At 35.5% G+C, this 22907-nt stretch carries 25 protein-coding genes; 12 read left to right on the forward strand and 13 right to left on the reverse strand.

Annotated features, from left to right (window positions below; translation table 11 throughout):
• Window positions 1-40: 40 nt before the first annotated feature.
• From P2086_RS07080 to P2086_RS07090, 3 genes are read right to left on the reverse strand one after another with little or no spacing between them, the layout of a single operon-like run.
• The gene (locus P2086_RS07080; RefSeq protein WP_317899747.1) at window positions 41-871 is read right to left on the reverse strand and encodes an Omp28 family outer membrane lipoprotein; all 831 of its coding nucleotides are present in this window, start codon (window positions 869-871) and stop codon (window positions 41-43) included.
• A gap of 26 nt (window positions 872-897) precedes the next feature.
• Window positions 898-2595 carry a DUF6029 family protein gene (locus tag P2086_RS07085; RefSeq protein WP_317899748.1) on the reverse strand — a complete coding sequence of 566 codons (1698 nt, stop codon included), beginning with the start codon at window positions 2593-2595 and terminating at the stop codon, window positions 898-900.
• A 51-nt stretch (window positions 2596-2646) separates the two neighbouring features.
• Window positions 2647-3162: a TlpA family protein disulfide reductase gene (locus P2086_RS07090; protein ID WP_317899749.1), complete on the reverse strand. Its 516-nt coding sequence runs from the start codon at window positions 3160-3162 to the stop codon at window positions 2647-2649.
• Window positions 3163-3698: 536 nt separating this feature from the next.
• Here P2086_RS07090 and hemL point away from each other — a divergent pair.
• The 4 genes from hemL (at window position 3699) to P2086_RS07110 (ending at window position 8189) form a co-directional block, all read left to right on the forward strand.
• The gene (hemL, locus tag P2086_RS07095) at window positions 3699-4982 is read left to right on the forward strand and encodes a glutamate-1-semialdehyde 2,1-aminomutase (protein ID WP_317899750.1); all 1284 of its coding nucleotides are present in this window, start codon (window positions 3699-3701) and stop codon (window positions 4980-4982) included.
• Window positions 4983-4997: 15 nt separating this feature from the next.
• Entirely contained in the window at window positions 4998-6191 is a 1194-nt protein-coding gene (locus P2086_RS07100; RefSeq protein ID WP_317899751.1) for a phosphoglycerate kinase, read from the forward strand.
• 13 nt (window positions 6192-6204) lie between these two features.
• Window positions 6205-6690 carry a 2-C-methyl-D-erythritol 2,4-cyclodiphosphate synthase gene (ispF, locus tag P2086_RS07105; RefSeq protein WP_317899752.1) on the forward strand — a complete coding sequence of 162 codons (486 nt, stop codon included), beginning with the start codon at window positions 6205-6207 and terminating at the stop codon, window positions 6688-6690.
• A 62-nt stretch (window positions 6691-6752) separates the two neighbouring features.
• On the forward strand, window positions 6753-8189 hold the full coding sequence (locus P2086_RS07110; protein WP_317899753.1) for a T9SS type A sorting domain-containing protein: 1437 nt from the start codon (window positions 6753-6755) through the stop codon (window positions 8187-8189).
• A gap of 2 nt (window positions 8190-8191) precedes the next feature.
• On the opposite strand, the gene P2086_RS07115 is transcribed toward P2086_RS07110, so the two are convergent.
• Window positions 8192-9148, reverse strand: a complete 957-nt coding sequence (locus tag P2086_RS07115; RefSeq protein ID WP_317899754.1) for an L-threonylcarbamoyladenylate synthase — start codon at window positions 9146-9148, stop codon at window positions 8192-8194.
• Between the two features lie 214 nt (window positions 9149-9362).
• Between P2086_RS07115 and hpt the strand changes: the two genes are divergently transcribed.
• The 6 genes from hpt (at window position 9363) to P2086_RS07145 (ending at window position 13153) form a co-directional block, all read left to right on the forward strand.
• Window positions 9363-9899 carry a hypoxanthine phosphoribosyltransferase gene (gene hpt, locus P2086_RS07120; RefSeq protein ID WP_317899755.1) on the forward strand — a complete coding sequence of 179 codons (537 nt, stop codon included), beginning with the start codon at window positions 9363-9365 and terminating at the stop codon, window positions 9897-9899.
• Between the two features lie 6 nt (window positions 9900-9905).
• Window positions 9906-11009 (forward strand): adenylate kinase, encoded by a 1104-nt coding sequence (locus tag P2086_RS07125; RefSeq protein ID WP_317899756.1) that lies wholly within the window; start codon window positions 9906-9908, stop codon window positions 11007-11009.
• A 76-nt stretch (window positions 11010-11085) separates the two neighbouring features.
• Window positions 11086-12108, forward strand: coding sequence for a GTPase ObgE (gene obgE, locus P2086_RS07130; RefSeq protein ID WP_317899757.1), 1023 nt, complete (start codon window positions 11086-11088; stop codon window positions 12106-12108).
• A gap of 87 nt (window positions 12109-12195) precedes the next feature.
• The gene (gene rpmI / locus P2086_RS07135) at window positions 12196-12390 is read left to right on the forward strand and encodes a 50S ribosomal protein L35 (RefSeq protein ID WP_317899758.1); all 195 of its coding nucleotides are present in this window, start codon (window positions 12196-12198) and stop codon (window positions 12388-12390) included.
• A gap of 113 nt (window positions 12391-12503) precedes the next feature.
• Window positions 12504-12848, forward strand: a complete 345-nt coding sequence (gene rplT, locus P2086_RS07140) for a 50S ribosomal protein L20 (RefSeq protein WP_317899759.1) — start codon at window positions 12504-12506, stop codon at window positions 12846-12848.
• 149 nt (window positions 12849-12997) lie between these two features.
• Window positions 12998-13153: a hypothetical protein gene (locus P2086_RS07145; RefSeq protein ID WP_317899760.1), complete on the forward strand. Its 156-nt coding sequence runs from the start codon at window positions 12998-13000 to the stop codon at window positions 13151-13153.
• Between the two features lie 21 nt (window positions 13154-13174).
• On the opposite strand, the gene corA is transcribed toward P2086_RS07145, so the two are convergent.
• The 4 genes from corA to P2086_RS07165 form a co-directional block, all read right to left on the reverse strand.
• Window positions 13175-14230: a magnesium/cobalt transporter CorA gene (corA, locus tag P2086_RS07150; protein ID WP_317899761.1), complete on the reverse strand. Its 1056-nt coding sequence runs from the start codon at window positions 14228-14230 to the stop codon at window positions 13175-13177.
• Complete coding sequence (gene rsmI, locus P2086_RS07155; RefSeq protein WP_317899762.1) at window positions 14208-14906, reverse strand: 16S rRNA (cytidine(1402)-2'-O)-methyltransferase; 699 nt, start codon at window positions 14904-14906, stop codon at window positions 14208-14210. Before rsmI ends, corA begins: the two co-directional genes overlap by 23 nt.
• Before the next feature lie 312 nt (window positions 14907-15218).
• On the reverse strand, window positions 15219-17096 hold the full coding sequence (locus tag P2086_RS07160; protein ID WP_317899763.1) for an ABC transporter ATP-binding protein: 1878 nt from the start codon (window positions 17094-17096) through the stop codon (window positions 15219-15221).
• A 15-nt stretch (window positions 17097-17111) separates the two neighbouring features.
• Entirely contained in the window at window positions 17112-17882 is a 771-nt protein-coding gene (locus tag P2086_RS07165) for a methyltransferase domain-containing protein (protein WP_317899764.1), read from the reverse strand.
• 134 nt (window positions 17883-18016) lie between these two features.
• On the opposite strand from P2086_RS07165, the gene rbfA reads away from it, so the two are divergent.
• Window positions 18017-18355, forward strand: coding sequence for a 30S ribosome-binding factor RbfA (rbfA, locus tag P2086_RS07170; protein ID WP_317899765.1), 339 nt, complete (start codon window positions 18017-18019; stop codon window positions 18353-18355).
• Here the strand turns inward: rbfA and P2086_RS07175 are convergent.
• Entirely contained in the window at window positions 18345-18557 is a 213-nt protein-coding gene (locus P2086_RS07175; RefSeq protein ID WP_317899766.1) for a hypothetical protein, read from the reverse strand. The two genes, rbfA and P2086_RS07175, sit on opposite strands and share 11 nt — an antisense overlap.
• Before the next feature lie 7 nt (window positions 18558-18564).
• On the opposite strand from P2086_RS07175, the gene P2086_RS07180 reads away from it, so the two are divergent.
• Window positions 18565-19776 carry an FtsX-like permease family protein gene (locus tag P2086_RS07180; protein ID WP_317899767.1) on the forward strand — a complete coding sequence of 404 codons (1212 nt, stop codon included), beginning with the start codon at window positions 18565-18567 and terminating at the stop codon, window positions 19774-19776.
• Window positions 19777-19842: 66 nt separating this feature from the next.
• On the opposite strand, the gene P2086_RS07185 is transcribed toward P2086_RS07180, so the two are convergent.
• The 4 genes from P2086_RS07185 to P2086_RS07200 form a co-directional block, all read right to left on the reverse strand.
• Window positions 19843-20190 carry a Rieske (2Fe-2S) protein gene (locus P2086_RS07185; RefSeq protein WP_317899768.1) on the reverse strand — a complete coding sequence of 116 codons (348 nt, stop codon included), beginning with the start codon at window positions 20188-20190 and terminating at the stop codon, window positions 19843-19845.
• 62 nt (window positions 20191-20252) lie between these two features.
• Window positions 20253-20960 (reverse strand): 4-hydroxy-tetrahydrodipicolinate reductase, encoded by a 708-nt coding sequence (gene dapB / locus P2086_RS07190; protein ID WP_317899769.1) that lies wholly within the window; start codon window positions 20958-20960, stop codon window positions 20253-20255.
• 6 nt (window positions 20961-20966) lie between these two features.
• A complete protein-coding gene (locus P2086_RS07195; RefSeq protein WP_317899770.1) occupies window positions 20967-21548 on the reverse strand; it encodes a DUF5683 domain-containing protein in 582 nt (193 codons plus the stop codon).
• 1 nt (window position 21549) lies between these two features.
• Window positions 21550-22872: a YihY/virulence factor BrkB family protein gene (locus P2086_RS07200; protein ID WP_317899771.1), complete on the reverse strand. Its 1323-nt coding sequence runs from the start codon at window positions 22870-22872 to the stop codon at window positions 21550-21552.
• Between the last annotated feature and the right edge of the window lie 35 nt (window positions 22873-22907).

The following is a 22907-nucleotide window of genomic DNA, read 5'->3' on the forward strand; positions in this document are numbered from 1 at the left end:
TTCAATTTGAATAGCCTTTTTTGTTAGAGTTTAAATTTGATTAACGAATTTTTACTTTTTCAACTTGAAGAACTTCTTTCGTGACGTCGTCATAAACAAAGGCTACAACAGAAACGTTTTTGTCTACAAATTTTGGATTAATACTAAAGTTAGGATAAGAAACAATTACCGAATCTTGGTATTTTGCAGAACTCAAAAGATCGGCGCCCCACGAGCCATTTATACTACCTCTTAAAAGATGCATAAACGTATAGTTAGGAACTAAATCAGGATTTTTAGAATAGTCTTTTTGAGGTCCAATAATACTGTCCTCAGTCAATACAACCGAAATTTTTGTCTTATTGTCGTAATGCCTTCTGAATTTAGTTTTTACAGTGGTATTTAATTTTCTGTTTACAGCATCATAATTCGCATTTAGAGTTAAGTCACAAAATTCAATATCATTTGATGCAAGAGAAACACTTGTAGACCATTTGGTTTCTTTTTGAATTCTTCCATTGTCCGCATAGTTTTTTCTGTTGATCATTCCGTTAGGATTTCCTGCTCCGCCACTAATACCGAATCCAGTGGACGCGTCCCAGTCATTTCCAGCTTCACACGTATAAGAAGTTACATAGGTCGAATTTAATTTGGTGAAAAAACCTGCGTGAACAGCTATTACAATGAGTTTATCACCGTATTTCTCAGAAAGATTTTCAGCAACTCCTGCCGCCGCGGGACAGTTACCGCATTGATGCCCCGTATAGTCCTCTAAAAGTATTTTTCTTGTATTTGGTTTAGCTGTAGTATTTTGAGGAGCAACTTTGATCTTATCGCAAGAGGCTACAATAATACTTATTGCAATGATTGAATAGGCGATTAACTTTTTCATTTCTATTGGTTCTTATAACAAATATACTAAAAACTGCTGGTAATTGAAATAGCCAAACCATTAGATGCTGGCACGTTTCTGCACACTCCACCCACACAAAATATCCCAGCTCTTTGTTTACCGTAGCTCATAGAAATTCGGTGTGGTCCCTTCGTGTAACCGGCAGTTATTAAAAAATAATGCAATTTTAATTGATTAACAGGGTTTCCATAATTGTATTGATCGAGTACTGCAATAAACCAATTCGTACTTGGAGACCATTCAATAAGCGCAGAAGCCCAACTGCCTAAATTTAAAGTATCTTTGTTATCTCTAAACAAACCTTGCACCTCAAGACGCAAAGCTGAATTGTTTTTGTATTTATATGTCAGGTCAATCACCCCAATATGAGAGGAAATGTTGTTATAGCCAGCAAATGGCGATCCAAACTGAATAATGTTTTTATCGTAAAACTGTTTGCAATACATAAATGTCCCTTTGAATTTTTTGCTAAATTTCTTATTAACCTCAACAAAGAAATCGCTGTAATATAAATCTCCTATTTCAGAATATTTAGTTTTATACAATTTGGATGTTGTAGTGCTATCGCTCACGCCAATTTTTTTAAGGCCACTTGCCTGAGAGTAATTAATAGTAATGTCCATGCCATATTTTCCACCAATTCGGCTGCCTTTTTTAAAATTAAATTGAACCTCTGCCATACCACCAACCTCACCATTGGGTTGAGTGGCGTATGGACTATAAGCAGGCATGAGGTAAGTGTGTTGTCTTGTGGTAGCAGGTAAATAATTAATTAGAAGGTTTTGTAAGGTAGCATCTCTATCACTTCTGAAACTCATGTTATCAACCCTTTTTCCTTGTAGTAAAAATGAAATACCCCTGGTGGCATAGGAAGCAGAAACAAAGGCAGCTTCACCTTGTTTATAGCTATAATATTTCTCACCTTCTACAAAAGCATAATTACTTGCACTTGGATCATTTTCTTTTTGTACATATTCACCAAAAAAACTAAAGCCTCCTCGAATGATGTTAATCCTACCGCCATATGAACCTACATTTTCTGGCAAGTTAAAGTCGGGGTCGGCGTCTACCTGGTTCTTACTAACAAAACTTCCACCAATAATTACTTTCGTTTTTAGATTAGCCAATAAGGAATCAAAGAGATCATTAATATTTACTTCTCCATCAATGCCCCTAACAATACCAGGGCCAACGGTGAAAAAGGATCTTTGTTTACCAGCTAAAGCTTTTAACGTGATTCCTTTGAAAGGATTTGAGATAACACGAATCCCATCTAAAGAGTTGTCATACAGAAGACCTGGCTCGTAATAGGTTCTAAATAATAAACCACTTCCAAACTGCTCGTATATATTTCCAACAGTAATATCCAACAATTGATCTTGATACCTTGCAAAACGATTGGCAATGCCTTGTCCTTTGTAGCGAGAATCAAAACCTTGCATGACATTATTATAGGCTTCATAACGAACACCTGCTGAGAATTTTCCCCGCTGGTAATTGATGTTTCCAAATGCATTAGAAAGCATTTTTTCTGGTACTTTTGGAGCCCCAATTAAACTGTCAGGATTATAGTACTGCGCATCAATCTGGAAATTTCCATGAACAGAACCCATGTCGGTTTGCGCTTGATATTGGTAAGTCGCAAGAAATAATAGAATTAAAAAAGTAGCCGTTAAGCTACTTCTATTGTGTTTTTTTAACATGAGGCAAATTAAGGGATTTTTTGCCTTAATAACAAAATTTATTTGCCTTAATTAATGCGTTAAAGCTTCGCCTGCAGCGATTTTTTTCACATTTTCGTAAAGTTTTTCTTCATCACCTTCTGTATAAGAGTTGTGACTCCAAACAATCTTCCCGTTACCATCCACGATAAATGTATGCGGAACATTGTTAACGTTCATAGCACGTTTAAAATCTTGGTTTTCGTCGATATACACTTCGTATTCCCAACCCTTAGATTTTACATCGGTAACAACTTTTCCTGAGCTACGAGCATCATCAATTGAAATAGCGATTAGTTTTACACCTGTTTCTTTTTGCCATTCGGTATAGTTTTCAGCAATTGCGTCTAATTCTTTTTTGCAAGGCTTGCACCAGGTAGCCCAAAAGCTAATGATAATAGGTTTTCCATTGTTGCTAAATGTGCTAGAGTTTATTTTACTACCATCTAAAGTTTTAACTGTAGCAGAAGGAATTTTATCGCCATCACCATTTAAAGTGATAAAAGAAAAAAGAGATAATGCGAATAAAGATAAAAGTAGTTTTTTCATTAGCTTGATTTGTTTAAATGATCTTCAATTATTGAGCCACAAGTATAAGGATTTTTTTCTTTAACAGTTTTTAATAATCGTTAAAATGCCCTTCTGTTAGGGGAAGAGCAGCTTTGCTGCTCTTAGTTTTAACGCGGAGAGACAGAGGCTCAGAGGCACGGAGGGGCTTTTCTGTTCCTTTAGTTAAAAATATCAATACAATGGTCGTGCTATTTTGGGAAGAGCCGCTGCGCTGTTCTTGGTTTTAACACTTAGTGACAGAGGCCCAGAGGCATGGAGAGTTTTTTCTACTTATTTAGTTAGAAATATGAATGTATTCTTCGTGTTTTTTGGGAAGACGCACTTCGCTGCACTTGGTTTTAACATAGTTTTGACGGAGTAAAAAAGTTCCATAAATTTTTCTAAATTTCCTCTGTACCCCAGTGCCTCGGTATCTCCGTGTTGAACAGTGTATGCTTTACCTTAGAACCTCTTTATCTCAGTGTTGAAAATTTTTGCGGCCGCAAGGGGATAAAATCATAATTTTGCCGGACTTTATGGAGACTAAAAAATCGGCTGAGCTTTTTGAAAGAGCAAAAAATTATTTTCCCGGTGGTGTTAATTCACCGGTTAGAGCGTTTAGAAGTGTGGGTGGAAATCCTTTATTTATTGAAAAAGGTAAAGGTTCGCACATTTGGGATGCAGATGGGAATGAGTACATAGATTATTGTTGTAGTTGGGGACCGCTTATCTTGGGGCATGCTCATGATGGCGTTTTAAATGCAGTAGATAAAACCATGCGCAAAGGCACCTCGTTTGGCGCCCCAACGCAATTGGAAAACGAACTCGCAGAATTAATTTTATTAAATAATTCGTTTATTAAAAAGATTCGCTTTGTAAGCAGCGGAACTGAGGCAGTAATGAGTGCTATTCGTTTAGCGAGAGGGTTTACAAAACGCAATAAAATTTTAAAATTTGAAGGTTGTTACCATGGACACGTGGATTCGCTATTAGTGAAGGCAGGAAGCGGACTCGTTACTTTTGGAAATTCAAGCAGTGCAGGTGTTCCAGAGAGTTTTGTAAACGAAACAATTACGGTGCAACTCAATAATAAAAGTGCTGTTGAAGAAGCATTCTTAAAATTTAAAGATGAAATCGCTTGTGTAATTATTGAACCGGTACCTGCTAATAATGGACTGTTATTGCAGGGCAAAGAATTTTTAACTTTTCTAAGAGAAATTTGCACTAAGAATAAAACACTTTTGATTTTTGATGAGGTAATTAGTGGATTCCGCATGAGTTTTTGTGGTGCCGCTGGTTTGTATAACATTCAACCGGATATCATTACTTACGGAAAAATTATTGGAGGAGGCTTTCCTGTTGGAGCTTACGGTGCCAACAAAGAAATTATGGCTTGTATTTCTCCAGAAGGAAATGTTTATCAGGCAGGGACTTTAAGCGGAAATCCTGTAGCTATGACAGCTGGGATCGCTCAGCTTTCAGAATGTCTAAAAGAAAATTTTTACGCTGATCTTGAAAAGAAAACAAAGTATTTGGTAGAAGGAATAAATAAAATAAATCCATTTAAATTATTTAAGTTGTTTCATCTTGGTTCTATTTTTTGGATTGCTTTTACTGAGAAAGAAAAGATTTCGAATGCAGATGATATCGATGCCAACAGCATGAGCTATTTTAAAACACTTTACCATTCTTTGTTAGAAAGCGGCGTGTACCTTGGCCCTAGTGGTTACGAAGTTGGCTTTGTAAGCAGTGCGCATACGTACGATGACCTAGATAAAACGGTTTTAGCATTTAAAACAGCTTTAAATAAATTAGTTTAATTTTATAAAATAAGAATGAAAACAGTTGATTCTATAAATTTTTCCAATAAACGCGCGGTTGTTCGTGTTGATTTTAATGTGCCATTGAATGATAAATTTGAGGTGACTGATGCAACACGCATCCAAGCGGCAATTCCAACACTTAAAAAGATTTTAAAAGATGGTGGAAGTATTGTGTTAATGAGTCATTTAGGTCGCCCGAAAGATGGGCCAACAAATAAATATTCTCTTAAGCACATTGTAAACGAAGTAAACAAACAATTAGGTGTACTGGTTCAGTTTGCAGATGATTGTATTAGTGATGCGGCGTTTGCGAAATCTTCAGCACTAAAACCAGGCGAAGTTTTATTATTAGAAAACTTACGTTTTTATAAAGAAGAAGAAAAAGGTGATGCTGTTTTTGCGAAAAAATTAAGTCAACATGGCAACATTTATGTAAATGATGCTTTTGGTACAGCGCACCGGGCACATGCTTCCACAGCGATAATGGCAAATAATTTTGACGCGGCATCTAAATGTTTTGGTTATGTGATGGCGAATGAAATAGCTAGTATTGATAAAGTATTAAACAAAACTCAAAAGCCTTTTACAGCGATTATTGGTGGAGCAAAAGTGAGCGATAAAATTATGATCATTGAGCAATTGATGAGCAAAGCAGATAACATCATTATTGGCGGTGGCATGGCTTTTACTTTCATAAAAGCATTGGGTGGAAAAATTGGAAATTCTTTGTGCGAAGATGACCGCTTAGAAGTTGCAAAAGAACTGCTTGCAAAAGCAAAGGTAAACGGTGTAAACTTATGCATTCCTATGGACGCGGTGATTGCAGACAGTTTTTCGAATGACGCAAACACACAAGAAGTAAGTATTGATAAAATTCCAGACGGCTGGATGGGATTGGATATTGGAAAAAAGTCTATTGAATATTTTGGAGAAGTTATTAAAAAATCTAAAACTATTTTGTGGAATGGACCTATGGGTGTTTTTGAAATGAGCAAATTTGAAAATGGCACTAAACAAGCTGCCTTTGATATTGTAGCGGCAACTAAATCTGGCGCCTACTCATTAATTGGAGGTGGAGATAGTGTTGCTGCCATTAATAAATATCATTTAGCAGATCAAGTAAGTTATGTGAGTACTGGTGGTGGCGCACTTTTAGAATATATTGAACAAGGAACATTGCCTGGTGTAAGAGCCATTGAAGGTTAAAAATAATAGTTAAATGGGTGTAAATATTAGAATTGGTTTCGGCTATGATGTCCACCCGCTAGGGGAGGGAAGAGAGTTGTGGTTAGGTGGAATTAAACTCGAATTCGACAAAGGCTGTGTTGGCCATAGCGACGCAGATGTGCTTTTACATGCCATATGTGATGCTTTATTGGGAGCAGCTAACTTAAGGGATATAGGATTCCATTTTCCAAATACAAATCCTAAATACAAAGGTGCCGATAGCAAACTTTTATTAAAAGAAGTCATTGCTTTGCTAAAGGAAAATAACTACGCTGTAGGTAACGTAGACGCTACCTTGAGTTTAGAAGATCCAAAGATAAATCCACACATCAAAGAAATGCAAAAGGTTCTCGCGCCAATTTTAGAAGTAACTGAAAACGACATTTCGATAAAAGCAACTACCAACGAAAAACTGGGTTATGTTGGAAAGGGCGAAGGCGTGAATGCATACGCGGTAGCGCTGATCTACAAAAAATAAACCGACAGATTAATTTCGTCTAATTTATTTTTCAAAAAAAGTTTTATTGGCTATTTTTGGTTATGAGATCGCTTTATCCATTAATAGTTTTTCTGTTTTTTTATTGCGTTTTATTCTCCCAAAATTATAATTACTATTTTGGAAATCTTCACGCACATACTGCATTCAGCGATGGTAACAAAGACTCAGTAAGTTCAGGTGTTGGGAGACCCGATGGAAGTTATGGTTATGCCAAACTCAGTAACAATTTCGATTTTTTAGGAATTTCAGAACACAATCATTACTCCAGTAATCATAACCCTGGCTTTAAACAACCGCTTTATCAAACAGGCTTAACGATGGCTAATACTGCAAATCAAGACGGATCCTTTTTGGCATTGTTTGGAATGGAATATGGTGTGTCGTCAGAATTTAACGGACATGTATTAATTTACGGGTTTAATCAATTGATAGGTTGGGAGACTGGTGTTGGTGGTTTATCAGGAAATAATTACGATGTTTTTAATGCAAAAACAGATTATGATGGGATCTTTAAAAAAGTAAAAAATAATCCAAATGCATTTGCTTATCTGGCGCACCCTGATTTTAGTGATTATACAACAGATGGCACTTATGCTACAGCTCTTTCGAACAAACCTTATAATGCAGCCTACGATAGTGCAATCGTTGGAATGCCTTTAAGAAGTGGATTGGCATCAAGCGCTATGACTAATTACAATGATTATTCGCAAGGAAATTATTTTAATTATTATAAGAAAATGTTGTATCAAGGTTATCATTTAGGCATTGGTTACGATCATGATAATCATTACACGAATTTTGGAAGAAGTAATGGCGGAAGACTTGTTATCATTGCTCCTTCATTGAGCCGCGCTAATTTAAATACAGCTATGAAACAAATGAATTTTTATGGCAGCGATGATTCAAATGCAAAAATTGATTTTAATTTGAATGGATCAATAATGGGCTCTATTATTTCCGGAACCGTTTATCCGACGTTTAATGTTGTTCATAATGATCCTGACGGAGAAGAGGCCGACACAATAAAAATATGGAAAGGTTATAAAAATAGTGGCGGACTTTGGGCGAGTATCGTCCATATTTTAAATGGAAATAATACAACAACTTTTACGGATTTAAATATTGTGTCAAACAGGGAGTACTATTATTTTGCGGAAATAAAACAGGGTGATGGACAGTGGATCGTAACATCACCGATCTGGTACACAGCTTTGGCGCCATTGTCTGTTAAGGAAAACGACAATAAAATTGCATTTAATTATTTTCCGAATCCGGTTTCAAAAAAATTGAATATTAGTTTGGCCACATGCGATGATTATGTTATTTCAATCACGGACGTTTCTGGAAAATTAATTGTTGAGGAGACTATTTTTTCAAGCGAATTTAAATTGGACTTATCAAACATAAGACCTGGGCTTTATTCCCTAAACGTAAAAAGCAATAAGGATTCAGTTTCTAGAAAATTAATTGTAGAATAACTTTATTTAGTGGCCGCTCTTCTTAATCGGTCATTGATAGCTCTGCCGAGACCTTCATCTGGTAAAAGTTCGCACAGTACGACTTCAGAATCACTATCGTCGGCCAATCTTAAAAACTTAAAAAGATTTAATGCTGCTTCATGAAGGTTTTTTGTTTTTGATAAATTGAATATCACACAATTTTTTTCAGCGATCATTCTTTCACCAAAACAAATAACTGCTATCTTTTTTGTTTTATGTTCGTGAATAAGATCCTCCAAATTCCCAATAAACAAAGACTTTTTTGGAGCGTAATGATTTTTTAATTGTCCCGGCGCTTTCGGGTTACTCGATTGATTAAGTCGTAATTCTACACTACCAATAACTTTTTCGATCTCTTCAATTGCTAATCCACCCAAACGAAAAACACATACTTTATCTTCTTCAATGCCAACAATAGTTGACTCAATGCCAACATTGGAATAACCACCATCAAGAATATAATCTACTTGATCGCTAAGTTGTTTATTTACGTGTTGAGGTTCGGTAGGACTCACATAGCCGAAGGGATTGGCGCTTGGTGCTGCAAGTGGTAAATCTATTTTCTTTAATAGTTCTAGGGTAAGCGAATGATCTGGAACCCTCACAGCTACTTGCTCGAGCCCTGACGTTACTAAAGCAGGAATGTTTTCTTTTTTAGGAACTAACAGCGTTAAAGGTCCTGGCCAGAAGGTGTCAGCAAGCTTTATTAGTCTTGGGTCATTAAAATTCGCGTATTTTTTTGCCGCTTCACGTGAATGAACATGTATAATCAAAGGGTCAAAAAAGGGGCGTTGTTTGGCTTCGAAAATTGAAAGTACAGCGGTTTCATTGAGCGCATTTGCCGCCAAACCGTAAACCGTTTCAGTAGGGATCGCCACCAATTTGCCTTTTAGCAGTAGATCTGCTGCATGATCTGTATTTTTTCCAATTTCTGCCACGGCGCAAAGATAACAATCTCAATAAACCTAAACAGACTTTGGGAAAACAAAGTCTGCGATATAAGGAGTTGTAAGGATTTTATTGCGAACAATGGTTTTATGAAATCGTAATAACTACAAAATCGGGATAACCCGTATTAAGACATCTTGCAAAAAAACACTTCTACTGTCTAAATGCGGATAAAACCGTTATATTTGTTATCCACTAAACTTTATGAGCAAGGTTATAACAATAAAGGATAAGCAGTTTAAGCCATACATTAATAGGCAAAAGATTGCAGAAGCTGTAAAAGTTCTTGCCGATGCAATAAATTCAGATCTTAAAGATGAGTGTCCGATTTTTTTGGCAGTTTTAAACGGTTCGTTTATGTTTGCCGCAGATCTTTTGAAGGAAATAACCATTCCTTGTGAAATTTCATTTGTAAAACTTTCAAGTTATACTGGAATGTCGAGCAGTGGAAACGTAACGGAACTTATTGGTTTAAATGAAGACATAAGTGGACGAAGTGTTGTTATTATTGAAGATATTGTGGACAGTGGTTTAACGCTTGAACGATTAACAGAAATATTAAAAGAGAAAAACGTAAAACAAATTAAAACGGCAACAATATTATTTAAACCCGCTTCTTACAAAAAGAATTACCAGTTGGATTATGTTGGATTTAATATTCCAGATGATTTTGTTGTTGGATATGGTTTGGACTACGAAGGACTAGGAAGAAATTTAAAAGAGATTCACGTATTAGCTTAAAATAAAATGGAAAAAATGTTGAACATAGTTTTATTTGGCCCTCCAGGAGCAGGAAAGGGTACACAGTCAGAAAACCTGATCAGTAAGTATGGATTGGTGCACCTTAGTACCGGAGATATTTTGCGTTCAGAGATCGCACGTGGTACAAGCCTTGGTACCAAAGCCAAAGAAATAATGGATAGAGGTGAGTTAGTAAGTGATGAAATTGTAATTGGTATGATTGAATCAAAACTAGATGAAAACACACACGCCAAAGGATTTATATTTGATGGATTCCCGAGAACAGCAGCACAAGCGGTAGCTTTGGATGATCTCTTGCAGAAAAAAGGAACGGGTATTAGCGGTATGTTAGCTTTAGAAGTAGATGATGAAGAATTGACAAAACGATTATTACTTCGCGGAAGAGATAGTGGTAGACCAGATGATCGTGATGAAACCGTTATTCGTCGCCGTATTCAAGAGTACAATAATAAAACATTGCCTTTAAAAAATTATTACCACGAGCAAGGTAAGTTTCATTCAATAGATGGCATTGGCACCATCGATGAAATTTTTAAATCGTTAGTAGAGCGCATTGTTTTTTTAAATGCTGAGATGGATTTAACAGCATTAGAAACCGATTTAGAGCATTTGGATTTGACGATTCAAGATTTTGAAGTTGCAGATGATATTGCTCCTGAGTTACTTTTGGAGATTGACGCCATCAAACGTGCAGAGGCTGAAGAAGAAGAAGAGAAAAGAGCGAAGGTGAAAATAAGTAAGCAGTCAACAGTTAGCAGTAAGCAATCGGCAGCAGGTAGCAGTAAGGCACCTGTAAAAAAATCATCTCCTAAAAAAGCGTCAGCTAAGAAAAAAGTTGCAGTGAAAAAAGCTGTTGCTAAGAAACCGGTAAAAAAAGCGGGTCCTAAAAAAGCAGCGAAGAAAGTTGCTAAAGCTTCTAAGAAAGTTACCAAGAAACCAATCAAAAAAGCATCAAAAAAGAAAGTGACTCCTAAAAAAACAAGCCCGAAAAAAGTAGTTGCAAAAAAGAAAGTCGCAAAAAAAATAGTGAAGAAAGTAGTTAAGAAACTTGAAAAAAAAGCAACTGCAAAGAATAAAAAGCGCAAATAATAAATTAGAATTCAAGAGCCTAATCTCTCTATTAAAGTGGGATTGGGCTTTTTTGTTTTTAGAACTAAATTAAAAAATGGATAATAGCAATTTTGTTGATTACGTAAAGATTTGTTGCAGAACGGGAAAAGGAGGAGCAGGATCCATTCATTTTCACCGTGATAAATTTACTTCTATGGGTGGTCCGGACGGTGGTAATGGCGGACGAGGCGGACATATTATTTTAAAGGGAAACAAACAATTGTGGACTTTAATTCATCTAAAGTACCGAAAGCATATTATTGCAGAGCCCGGTGTTGGTGGTTCGAGCAGCAATAGTTCTGGTAAACAAGGAAAAGATGAATACCTGGAAGTGCCATTAGGAACCGTTGCCAGAGATGAAGAGACTGGTGAAATTCAATTTGAAATAACAGAAGATGGTCAGGAAGTAATTCTTGTACAAGGCGGTCGCGGTGGTTTAGGAAATGCGAATTTCAAGAACAGTACTTTGCAGAGTCCTCAATTTGCTCAACCAGGGGAGCCTGGTAAAACGGAATGGAAAATTCTTGAGTTAAAAGTTTTGGCGGATGTTGGTTTGGTTGGTTTTCCAAATGCAGGAAAATCTACACTGTTATCTGTTGTGAGCGCTGCTAAACCAGAGATTGCGAATTATCCTTTTACTACCTTGGTTCCTAATTTAGGAATTGTAAGTTACCGTGATTACAAAAGTTTTGTGATGGCTGATATTCCGGGAATTATTGAAGGAGCGCATGAAGGAAAGGGGATCGGCTTAAGGTTTTTAAGGCACATTGAACGTAACTCGTCCTTACTTTTTTTAGTCCCTTGTGATACGAAGGACATTGTTGAAGAGTATAAAATTTTATTAAATGAATTAAAGCAGTTCAATCCTGAATTGTTGGATAAAAAACGCATTCTAGCTATCAGTAAAAGTGATATGCTGGATGATGAGTTAGAAAAAGAAATGCGTAAAGATTTGGAGAAGAAACTAAAAGGCAAACTCAAAGTACCCTACATTTTCTTTTCGTCTGCTAGCCAAAAAAATCTAGTAGAGCTGAAAGATATGCTTTGGAGGCAATTAAATGAGTACGATTTTGAGTAAAATCGCTTAACAAAAGCGATTTTTTGACAAATTTCTTTGTATAAGTCTAATAAAACCCTATATTTGCCGCCTAAAAAATAGCAAGACATGCCAAAAATGAAAACTAATTCCAGTGCTAAAAAGCGTTTTCAGCTTACTGGAACAGGTAAAATTAAAAGAAAGCATGCTTACAAAAGTCACATCTTAACCAAAAAGGAAAAAGACCGTAAACGCGGTTTAACTAAGACAGGACTAGTAAGCAAGCAAGATACTCCGAACGTGAAATTCATGTTAGGAATCTAAGCGAAAAATCCTTTAAAATTACCTCAGCGGTTATTAAACAAAATGTTTAACCAGAGTTTTAGTAAAAAGTCTCTTAACTGAGCGCTAAATCTCAAAACAAATTAAAAAAAGAAATGCCAAGAAGCGTCAATCACGTAGCCAGTAGGGCTCGCAGAAAAAAAATCCTTAATTTAACCAAAGGTTATTGGGGTGCAAGAGGAAATGTTTGGACAATTGCCAAAAACACTCTTGAAAAAGGTTTAACTTACGCATACCGCGATCGTAAAAACAAAAAACGTACTATGCGTGGTTTGTGGATTCAACGTATTAATGCAGGTGTTAGAGAGCACGGCATGAGTTATTCTGAATTTATCGGAAAATTAAATGCAAAAGGTTTAAAATTAAACCGTAAAGTGTTAGCTGATTTAGCTATGAACCACCCAGAGGCGTTCGCAGCGGTTATTAATCAGGTAAAATAACAAGACTTAAGTCAAACAAATAAGAAAAACGCTCCTATTTAGGAGCGTTTTTATTTATTTCACACTTTGAACCGATTTATTTACGTATTTTAACGTTAGTAATCCAAGTAAATGGGTTTATTTGTGTCATAATAATATAAAGTCATAACATGGCAACGAAAGCAATAGCAAAAAGATCCGAGATTAAAGGCAGCACCTATTTAGTAAAATTACGTATAGATGCGCGTACGGTAATTACTGTAAGAACAAAGGAAAGTTTAAAAAACTGGAAAGCGAAATACCCTGACGCAGTTGAAATTGGTTAAGCCTATTTTCAGTAAATAAAACTACATCCATTTTTTCTTTTTAAAGTAGATTACCAACCCACCCATAACGCCAAGCATTATTATCCATACTGCAGCGTATCCGATTGGAGATTTTAATTCGGGCATATACTCAAAGTTCATACCGTAAACACCTGCGATAAATGTTACAGGAATAAAAATGCTCGACATAATTGTTAGCACTTTCATAACCTCATTCATTTTATTGGCATTTGTACTCAGGTAAATATCCATAATACCACTTAAAAGATCACGATACGTCTCCACCGTATCAATTATACGTGTTGTGTGATCTTGTAGATCCCTAAAAAATAATAGCGTGCCAGAATTAATATAATTCGATTCTGAGCGCAACAAATTACTCAGCATATCACGTAAAGGCCAAACCTGTTTACGAAGAAAAATCACTTCTCGTTTAAGCTTGTATAATTCTATGAGGGATTCACGTTTAGGCTCTTTAATTATTTGTTCTTCTATTTGCCCAACTTTATCACCAATTTTTTCAATGGTGTGAAAATAATAATCCACAACAGCATCCATCAAAGCATAAAACAAATAATCAGCGCCATGTTTTCTAACACGACCTTTCGACTGCCTTAATCTCTCTCTTATAATATCAAAGGCATCTCCACCTTGAGGTTCTTGAAAAGAAATTACCGTGTTATCGGCAAGAATGATGGAAAGTTGTTCTGAATGCACTTCGTTATTATACATGATCATTTTCATGATTGCGAGAACATAGTGCTCGTAATCTTCAAATTTAGGCCGTTGATCCAGATGCACGATGTCTTCTAGCGTGAGAGGATGGATGTTGTATAATTTTCCGATTGATTCAATCAAAGAAATATCGTGTACACCTTCTACATTAATCCATTGCACCATGTTCGGTTTCAGATGTTTTGTGCAAACGGAAAAATCGTAAAATTCCTTTTCAAGAAATTCTTGTTCGTTAAATTCTATGAGTGTTATTTTTACTGAGCCCGAATCAGTTCCGGTATAGCTGAGTGTGCCAGGTGGAGTGCCGATATTGCGATATTTATTCGGCATCTTCGTTTTCACTATTTTTACTTCCCTGTACAACTACTACAATTTCACCTTTTACCGTTTTGAGAGAATAAAATGCAATGAGTTCTTCTACAGTTCCACGTTTTGTTTCTTCGAAAAGTTTAGTGATTTCACGGCTTACGGAGGCTTTTCGTTGTGGACCTAAATATTCTTTTAGTTCTTCTAATAATTTAACCAAACGAAACGGAGATTCGTAAACTATAAATGTTTTTTCTTCTTGCGCTAAGAGTTTTAAGCGCGTTTGTCTTCCTTTTTTTTGAGGAAGAAATCCATAGAAGCTAAATTCGTTGCAAGGCAAGCCACTGTTTACGAGCGCTGGAACAAAGGCCGTTGCGCCGGGTAAAGAAATTATAGTGACATCATTAGCAATAGCTTCTCTAATTAAAAGAAAGCCAGGGTCTGAAATACCTGGTGTGCCTGCGTCTGAAATGAGGGCAATGTTTTTACCTGAGTTTAATGCAGAAACAAGTTCTTCTAAAATTTTATGTTCATTGTGTTGGTGATAGGATTTTAAAGGCTTTGAAATCTCTAAATGTTTTAATAAAAAAGAAGACGTGCGTGTGTCTTCTGCTAAGATAAGATCGGCTGATTTTAATACGTTAATGGCACGAAGGGTTATATCTTCAAGATTTCCAATGGGTGTTGGTACGATAAATAATTGTCCACTCATACATTGAAGTTACAGGATTTAAGGGTAAGAAGGAGTGCTCGTGGATAAGAGTTATTGATAATGCGGTGTTAATCCTACTAGCTATTAAACCATATAAGGAACATAAGGACAAATAAGGGGAGCAGTTGGAAGTTTAAACCATATAAGAAACATAAGAGCACATAAGAGAAACGTAGTGGGCGGTATTCAGTTGGCAGTTTAACCACTAAGGCACTTAGGACACGTAGGGACACTGAGAGAACGTCGTGCGCGGGTGGCAGAAAGCAGTCTGCAGTGCCGACTATCGACTTAAGACTAGCGGACTTATTGAGACTACTTAAAACTCTGCATGTCACAAAGCTTTTTGTAGGTACCATCAAGAGCTATGAGTTCAGCGTGATTGCCGCGTTCGATAATTTCTCCTTTATGCATGACAATAATTTCGTCGGCGTTGGCTATCGTTGAAAGTCTATGTGCAATAACAATGCTAGTACGGTTTTTCATTAAATTGCTTAAGGCATCTTGAACGAGTCTTTCACTTTCGGTATCTAATGCTGAGGTGGCCTCGTCGAGAATTAAAATGGAAGGATCTTTGAGTATGGCACGTGCAATAGAAAGTCTTTGTTTTTGACCACCACTGAGTTTACCACCGCGATCACCAATATTTGTGTGATAACCCTGTGGAAGTTTTTCTATAAACTCGTGCGCATTGGCAATTTTTGCAGCCTCAATAACATCTGTTTCTTTAATGTTCTGAAGTCCAAACGCTATATTATTAAAAACAGTGTCGTTAAACAAAATACTTTCTTGTGAAACAATTCCTATTTGATTTCTAATACTTTCAATGGTAAGTTGCTTTATGTTTGTATCATCGATTAATAGTAAACCATTGTCTGTATCATAAAATCGTGGAATCATATCCGCAAGAGTAGTTTTACCACTGCCCGATTGTCCTACAAGTGCTATCGTTTGGCCTTTTTTAATGGTGAGATAAATGTCTTTTAAAACATAACCGCTATCTCCTTTTCTGTAGGCGAAAGAAACGTTTCTAAATTCAATTTTTTCATTAAAAAGTTTTAGTTCTTTGGCATCTACCGAATTTTCAATAACGAGAGGTGCATTCAAAATTTTATCAATACGTTCTTCACTAGCAACTCCCTTTTGAATAAATCCATAAGCCACTGTGATTTGTTTGATAGGTGGAATTATTTGTGACGCGGCGGCAAAGTACAATATGAATGTTTCAGCATCAAGGCCACCAGTTCCATTAATAACCATACTTCCGCCAATAAATAAAATGACCATTAATACGCCAACAACAACACTTTCAGTGAGGGGTGAGGAGAGATCCGTTTTACGATAAACAGATAAAGCTTGTTTGTAATAGGTTTGATTAATGGATTCAAATTTTTGTTGAATAAATCTTTCACCTGTAAATGCTTTAATAATTTTAATTCCGCCTAATGTTTCATCAAGAATTGAAAAAAGATGTCCAAGGGTTTCTTTACTTTTCTGTGAAGATCTTTTAAGGCTTTTACCAATAATAATAATAAAGATTGCAGCAAAAGGAAGAAGTAAAAACACATACAAAGTAAGTGCAGGACTAATAGCAATCATAGCCCCCAGAAACATAGTGATTGTTAGGGGCTCTCTAAAAATTACTTCGAGGCTCGTCATAATTCCAAACTCAATTTCAACAACATCGTTGGTAATGCGACTAATTAAATCCCCTTTTTTTTCATCACTATAATAACTTAGTGGAAGGTTTAAACTTTTTTTGTGCAATTTATTTCTCAAATCACGTACCACACCATTGCGAATGGGTGCAATAAAAAACATGGCTAGGTAGCGGAATAAATTTTTAAAGAACGTCATGGTAAACACTACCAGACAAATAAATAAAAGGGCTTTAATCTTACCAGCAGCTAACTCGCTTTCATCTGTACCAAGTCTGAAAATGATATTTGTTATTTGATAATTAAAGGAGTCAAGTAAATAGCCTGTTAGTTTTAGGATAGAAAACTTAGGCTCAGGTTTGTTATAGAGAACTAATAGTTCAGCATAATTTGCATTAAGTAGTTTTAAAAAAGGGAAAACAAGTGAGATTGAAATAACAGAAAAAATAGAATACAAAATATTGAAGCCAATGTTAAGGGAAGCGTAATTCCAATAACCTTTAATGTATTTAAGAACCGCAAATAGTTTTGGCATTCGATATTATAATCTTTAGTCTTTGTGAGCAACAATTACATCTTCAATTCTGTCGAGGCGATGCCTTATTAACTCGGCTTCCGGCAACCATTTATTGTCGTATGGATTGTCTCTTTCAACACGAAAGCCGGTTTTTTTAAGTTTGTCAAAATAATCAAGTCCGTAAAGTCTAACATGATCAACCTGTCCGTGTGCAATTTTTCTTTGTTTATCGGTTGTAAGAGTTTTGTCTTCCAATGTTTTTTCGAGATTTATGGCTAGAGGCACTTGCAATACGCCAAAACCGCCTGGTTTTAAAACTCTGTATATTTCACGCATTGCTTTTTCATCATCATCAACATGTTCTATAACATGGCAACAAATAACAACATCAAAAGAGTTATCTGGAAAATCCATTTCTTGAACATCAAGTCTTACAGGATTATATTCCATGTATTGTTCAGGCTCTATTGTTCCAACAATTTGCGTGATGGTGCTTCCAGTAAGAACGTTTGCTATTTCTTTATTTGGTGAAATATGTAAAATTTTTGTCGGTTTTTTATACACTTCTGTTCTTTGTTGAAAGAAAAGATAGAGTAAACGCGATCTATCAACAGAATAACAATTTGGACATTGAACATTTAATTTATATCCGCCACCTGCAACTTTATATTTTTTAAAAATGGGTGATTTTACACCTTCGTGTAAAAATTTACGGTAGGTTTTTTTACAATAAAGACAATAGACCTTTTTTCCCGGATTTATGAGAGCAAAAATCTTATTTCTTAATTTTTTAATTGGTTTCATAAAATACGGCTAATAGGCTTTTAATAGGCTGCAAAGTTAAAAAATAAATGCATATACATGCTTCGAGAATCGCATGGTAGATTTCTTTTATTGAAATTTACTTTATTTACCTTAAAACTGAGTACATTTGCAGTATGGAGAGCCTTAGACAGCAAAAAGTAAATAAATTATTAGCGAAAGAATTAGCTGAAATTTTTAGAAGTGAATCACGTTCACTTTTTGGCGGTGGTTTTATAACTGTAACCACCGTTCGTGTTAGTCCGGATCTTAGTTCGGCAAAAGTGTATTTGAGTATTATGGCTAATAAAGATAAAACGCTTGTCTTTAAATTAATTGAAAGCCAGACAAATGTTATTCGTAAAAAATTAGGGTTAATTGTCGGAAAACAATTAAGAATAGTACCAGAATTAATGTTTTACATTGATGATTCTCTGGATTATGCGATGAAGATTGAAGAGCTGCTTAATAAATAATGTAAAATGTGAGAGGCAAAAACCAGTAATGTAAAATGTAAGTGGTAAAAATGAGTAATGTAAAATGTAATAGGTAAAATGGAAAATGTAGTATTGTTAAAGAAAGTTTCACGAACAAGTTCTCTTTTCCATTTTCCATTTTCCATTTTCCATCTTCCGTCATTTCTGCACCTTTTTCCATCTTCCATCTTCCCTTTTCCATTTTAGCCATGTCTGTTTCTCTCTATATAGCCAAACGTTATCTTGTTTCAAAAAAATCAAATAATGCAATTAATATTATTAGTTGGATAAGTATAATTGCGATTGCCGTTACAACTGGAGCCCTTATTGTTATTCTTTCGGCGATGAATGGCTTAACCAACACTGTTGCTAATCTTTACAATACCTTTGAGCCAGATATTAAAATTACATCAGCTGAGGGGAAATATTTTGATGCTCCGAAAAAATTCATTGATGAAATAAAATCTATACAGGGCGTAAAAATTATTTCTCAAAGTTTAAGTGATAAGGTTCTTGCAAAAAATGTCGACAAACAAGCTTTGTTGTCTATTAAAGGTGTTGACATGAATTTCAATAAAATTACAGCTATCGATTCTGCCGTTGTTGAAGGAGTTTATGGTTTAAATGATTCAGGTTCGCGAAAGATATTATTAGGAAGAGGAGTTGCAAATCAACTCAGTGTAAATTTTAATGTGTTTGTAAATGAATTGAGTTTGTTTAGTCCTTTAAAAGGTAAGAGCAGCAGCTTGAACCCTGAAGATAATCTTAATCAAATTTATTGCACTCCTAGTGGTATTTTTTCATTGAACGATGAGTTGGACTATCAGTACGCCTTTGTAAGCCTTAAAACTGCTCGTGAATTATTCGATCTCCCTGAAAAAGTGAGTGCGCTCGAGATTTCTTGTGAGCAGGGTGAAGCTGAAAACGTTCAGGAAATTTTAAAAGAAAAATTAGGTGATAGTTTTGTCATAAAAAATCGGTACCAGTTAAACGATGTTTTATTTAAATCGCTAGAAACGGAAAAATTAGCAACCTTTATTATTCTCGCTTTCATTTTAGTAATTGCCACTTTTAATATAATAGGCGCATTAACGATGTTGATTATTGAGAAGCGCAAAGACATAAAAACCTTACATAGTTTGGGGGCCAATCTTGGGTTGATACGTGGAATTTTTATGCGGGAAGCTTTTTTAATTAGTGGTATTGGTGCTACCTTAGGATTATTGTTGGGTATTACGGTTTGCTGGTTGCAGATACAGTTTCACCTTGTAAAATTTGGCAGCGAATTTATTGTACCGTATTATCCAATCGAGATGCAGTTCAAAGATTTTGTTTGGATTTTTGGATTGATAATGATTATTGGATTTTTTGCAGCTCTTTATCCTGTTAGGATTTTTACTAAGACGGACTTAGTGCATTAATTATTTCGTGTTATTTATTTTGAGTTTTGGTTTAACTCGAAATAAAAAACATGAAACTCGGAATAATTAAGCTTCCCACCATTTCGCTTTAATGCCAACATAAACACCATCTGGTTTAATTTGGATAGGATATGTTTTTAAAGCGAAGGCTCCACCAGATGTTGCTTTTCCGCTTTTAAGATCAAAAGAATAGCGGTGAAGCGGACAAATTATTTCATTTTCTTTACTGCAAAATCCTTTACTAAGACTGGCTCCGTTGTGTGGACATTTATCTTGCACGGCAAAATAACCTTTATCTGTTCGTGTTATACAGATTTTTTCACCCCTAAGCTCAAATACAAAAAAAACGTTAGGTAGAATGTAATTTTCAAGCTCGGTTTCATTTTCAAATATGCGAATCCAGTGGTAACTCATAAAAAGACACGAATTTTACAAATTGCATTAATGTGTTCAATGTGTACTGCGTTAAATTAGATCTAAATTATATCGTTCATTGTATAAATACCCTTTTTGCCATTTAAAAATTCAGCTGCAATAACAGCTCCCAGAGCAAAACCCTTACGGTTGTGAGCTTTGTGCATTATTTCAATGTCATCAATAGCAGAGTGGTATTTCATAATATGTGTGCCCGGCACTTCACCTTCGCGAAGATCATTGATAAATAGAGTTTCAGAATCTTTAGAATCGATACTCCATTTCTTTTTGCGTTTAATTTTATCAATTGCCTGATTAGCCAGTGTAATGGCAGTTCCGCTTGGTTTATCAAGTTTATGAATGTGATGAATTTCTTCCATACTTACTTCATAATCGTCATATTTATCCATCAATGCCGCCAAATATGTATTTACTTTAAAAAATAAATTTACACCAAGACTAAAGTTTGTCGCATGAAAAAGACTTCCTTGTTTTTGATCGCAGTCTTTTTTTATTTTGTCAAAATAGTCGTACCATCCTGTTGTTCCAACAACGATAGGCAAATTGGCATCGAAGCAGCGTTCAATGTTTTCTAGAACGGTATGCGGCGTACTGAATTCAATAGCTACATCTGCTTTTTTTAAATTAGCCATGGTAATAGTTTCTGAATTGTCCTTATCAATTTTTAAAACAACGGAATGCCCTCTTTTAATAGCAATGGCTTCAATTTCCTTGCCCATTTTACCGTACCCAATTAATGCTATGTTCATTTTCTCTTATTTAAAACTTAATTTTATTGAAAGACCTGCTGCTGTTGTGTTTCCAAATCCAGCGTTGTAAGTACTTTGCCAGGGCTCAATGCGAATACTTAAATCGTCACTTACATCAAAGGTTTTAAGATGCGCATCTACATTAGCATCTATAATATTTAAAATATACAATAATACAATTCCAACAGCTGCTATATCTCTTCTTTTTCGGTACGTTATTTTTTGTGTTTGAAGTTGGTCGATGTCATACCGTGTAGTATTAATGGTTGTGGGGTCATCGTCGGCTGCGCTAATTAAATTTTGCCTGTAATAATTATACTCTTCATTATTGACCACAAACATATATCCGAAACCAACTAAACCGCCGTAAATAATTGGGAGCTTCCAGTATTTTTTATTGTACGCCTGACCTAGTCCAGGTAAACAAGCACTCATGATACTTGCTCGTCTGGCATCAGAATAAGTTTTTTTATGATTCGCTTTCTGTTGCGCAACACTATCCTGTTTGAGTGCAAGACTATCTTTGTTTTGAGCAATCAATGGAACAAAAACCCCGAAAAATAAAAATATAAGGAGAAACTTTTTCAATTTAAATCACAATGTCTTTAACGTTCATGTGTCCTAATGCAGTGTCCATAGATTTGTCCATTTCAATCATAAGGTTATTTATGTGGATGAGTTCTTTGGTATCATTAATAGGGAGGCTGTTTAGTCCCTTTGTTTCAAGAGAATCAATTAAAAATTGCACTGTAAACTTACTTTCAGTAACGCCTGGTAGATAAAGAATTTCATCTTCTTTTTCAGAAACGACCTCTACAAACAATTGTGTTTCGACGAACTCGTTTAAAACATTGCGTGTAAGGTGAGAAGGTAGGTCTAGTTTTTCTGAAATTTCATGCACACTTAAGGCCTTTTCATTATTGTAGAATCCTTTTGTAACAAGATTGGCAATCATAAGCGAAATTACTTTTTTGTAACGGGGACTTAATTTTTCTATTTCGTCTTCCAGTTCAAAACGATCTACATTTTGGTAGGCATATGAAAGTTCTGCGCCAAATAGAACAATGTACCAGCTATATTGTACCCATATTAAAAAGAGAGGAAGTGCCGCAAAACCACCATAAATAGCATTTAAACGATTGGCACCAACTTGAAAACGAATATAGCCCCAGGCCACGAATTCGAATAACAGCGTCGCGATAATTGCCGCTATAAAAGCAGGTTTAATTTTCACTTTGGTATTCGGCATAACTCTGTACAAAAACGTAAATACGCCAACAATAAGTCCGTAAGCCAGGAGATTTACAAAAAAAGTAGCAATAAAACCTAAAAGATGCATGTTACCAATTTGGGTTTGAATAGCGATGGATATACCACCTGAAACTATTAGTAAAAGAGGTCCTACAAGCATAATGGTTAAGTAATCTGTTATTTTTCGAATCCAGTTTCGGCCCTGTTTAACGTCCCAAACGTCGTTAAAACTGGTTTCAATATTTACTAATAATTGCATGACACTCCATAATAATAATACGATACCAAAACCCGCGATAACACCACCTTTGGCATTTGATAACATTGAGTTGGCATAAACAAAAGCATTGGTGAGAATGTCACTGTACTCGCTATAATTTTGAAGTATCTGTTCTTGAAGATTTTTTTCGAAACCAAAGCCTTTCGCAATTGCGAATATTAAGGCTAGTACCGGTACTATAGAGAATAGAGTATAAAATGTGAGGGCAGTTGAATAAGTAAAGCACTTATCCTCCATAAACCCTTTAAAAGCCAGAGCGAAAATACGAATCTGTTTGATAAGCAGCCCTTGCCGCTTATCAACTTTACTGAGACGAACCTTCCAAAGTCTTTCGGAAACAAATTCCACCGATTGTTTTATCAGTGATATAATTTTTGCCATAGTAAACAAAATTAGCAATTTATTTAACCGATTAG

The organism is Aurantibacillus circumpalustris, assembly GCF_029625215.1.
In the GTDB taxonomy this organism is placed as follows: domain Bacteria; phylum Bacteroidota; class Bacteroidia; order B-17B0; family Aurantibacillaceae; genus Aurantibacillus; species Aurantibacillus circumpalustris.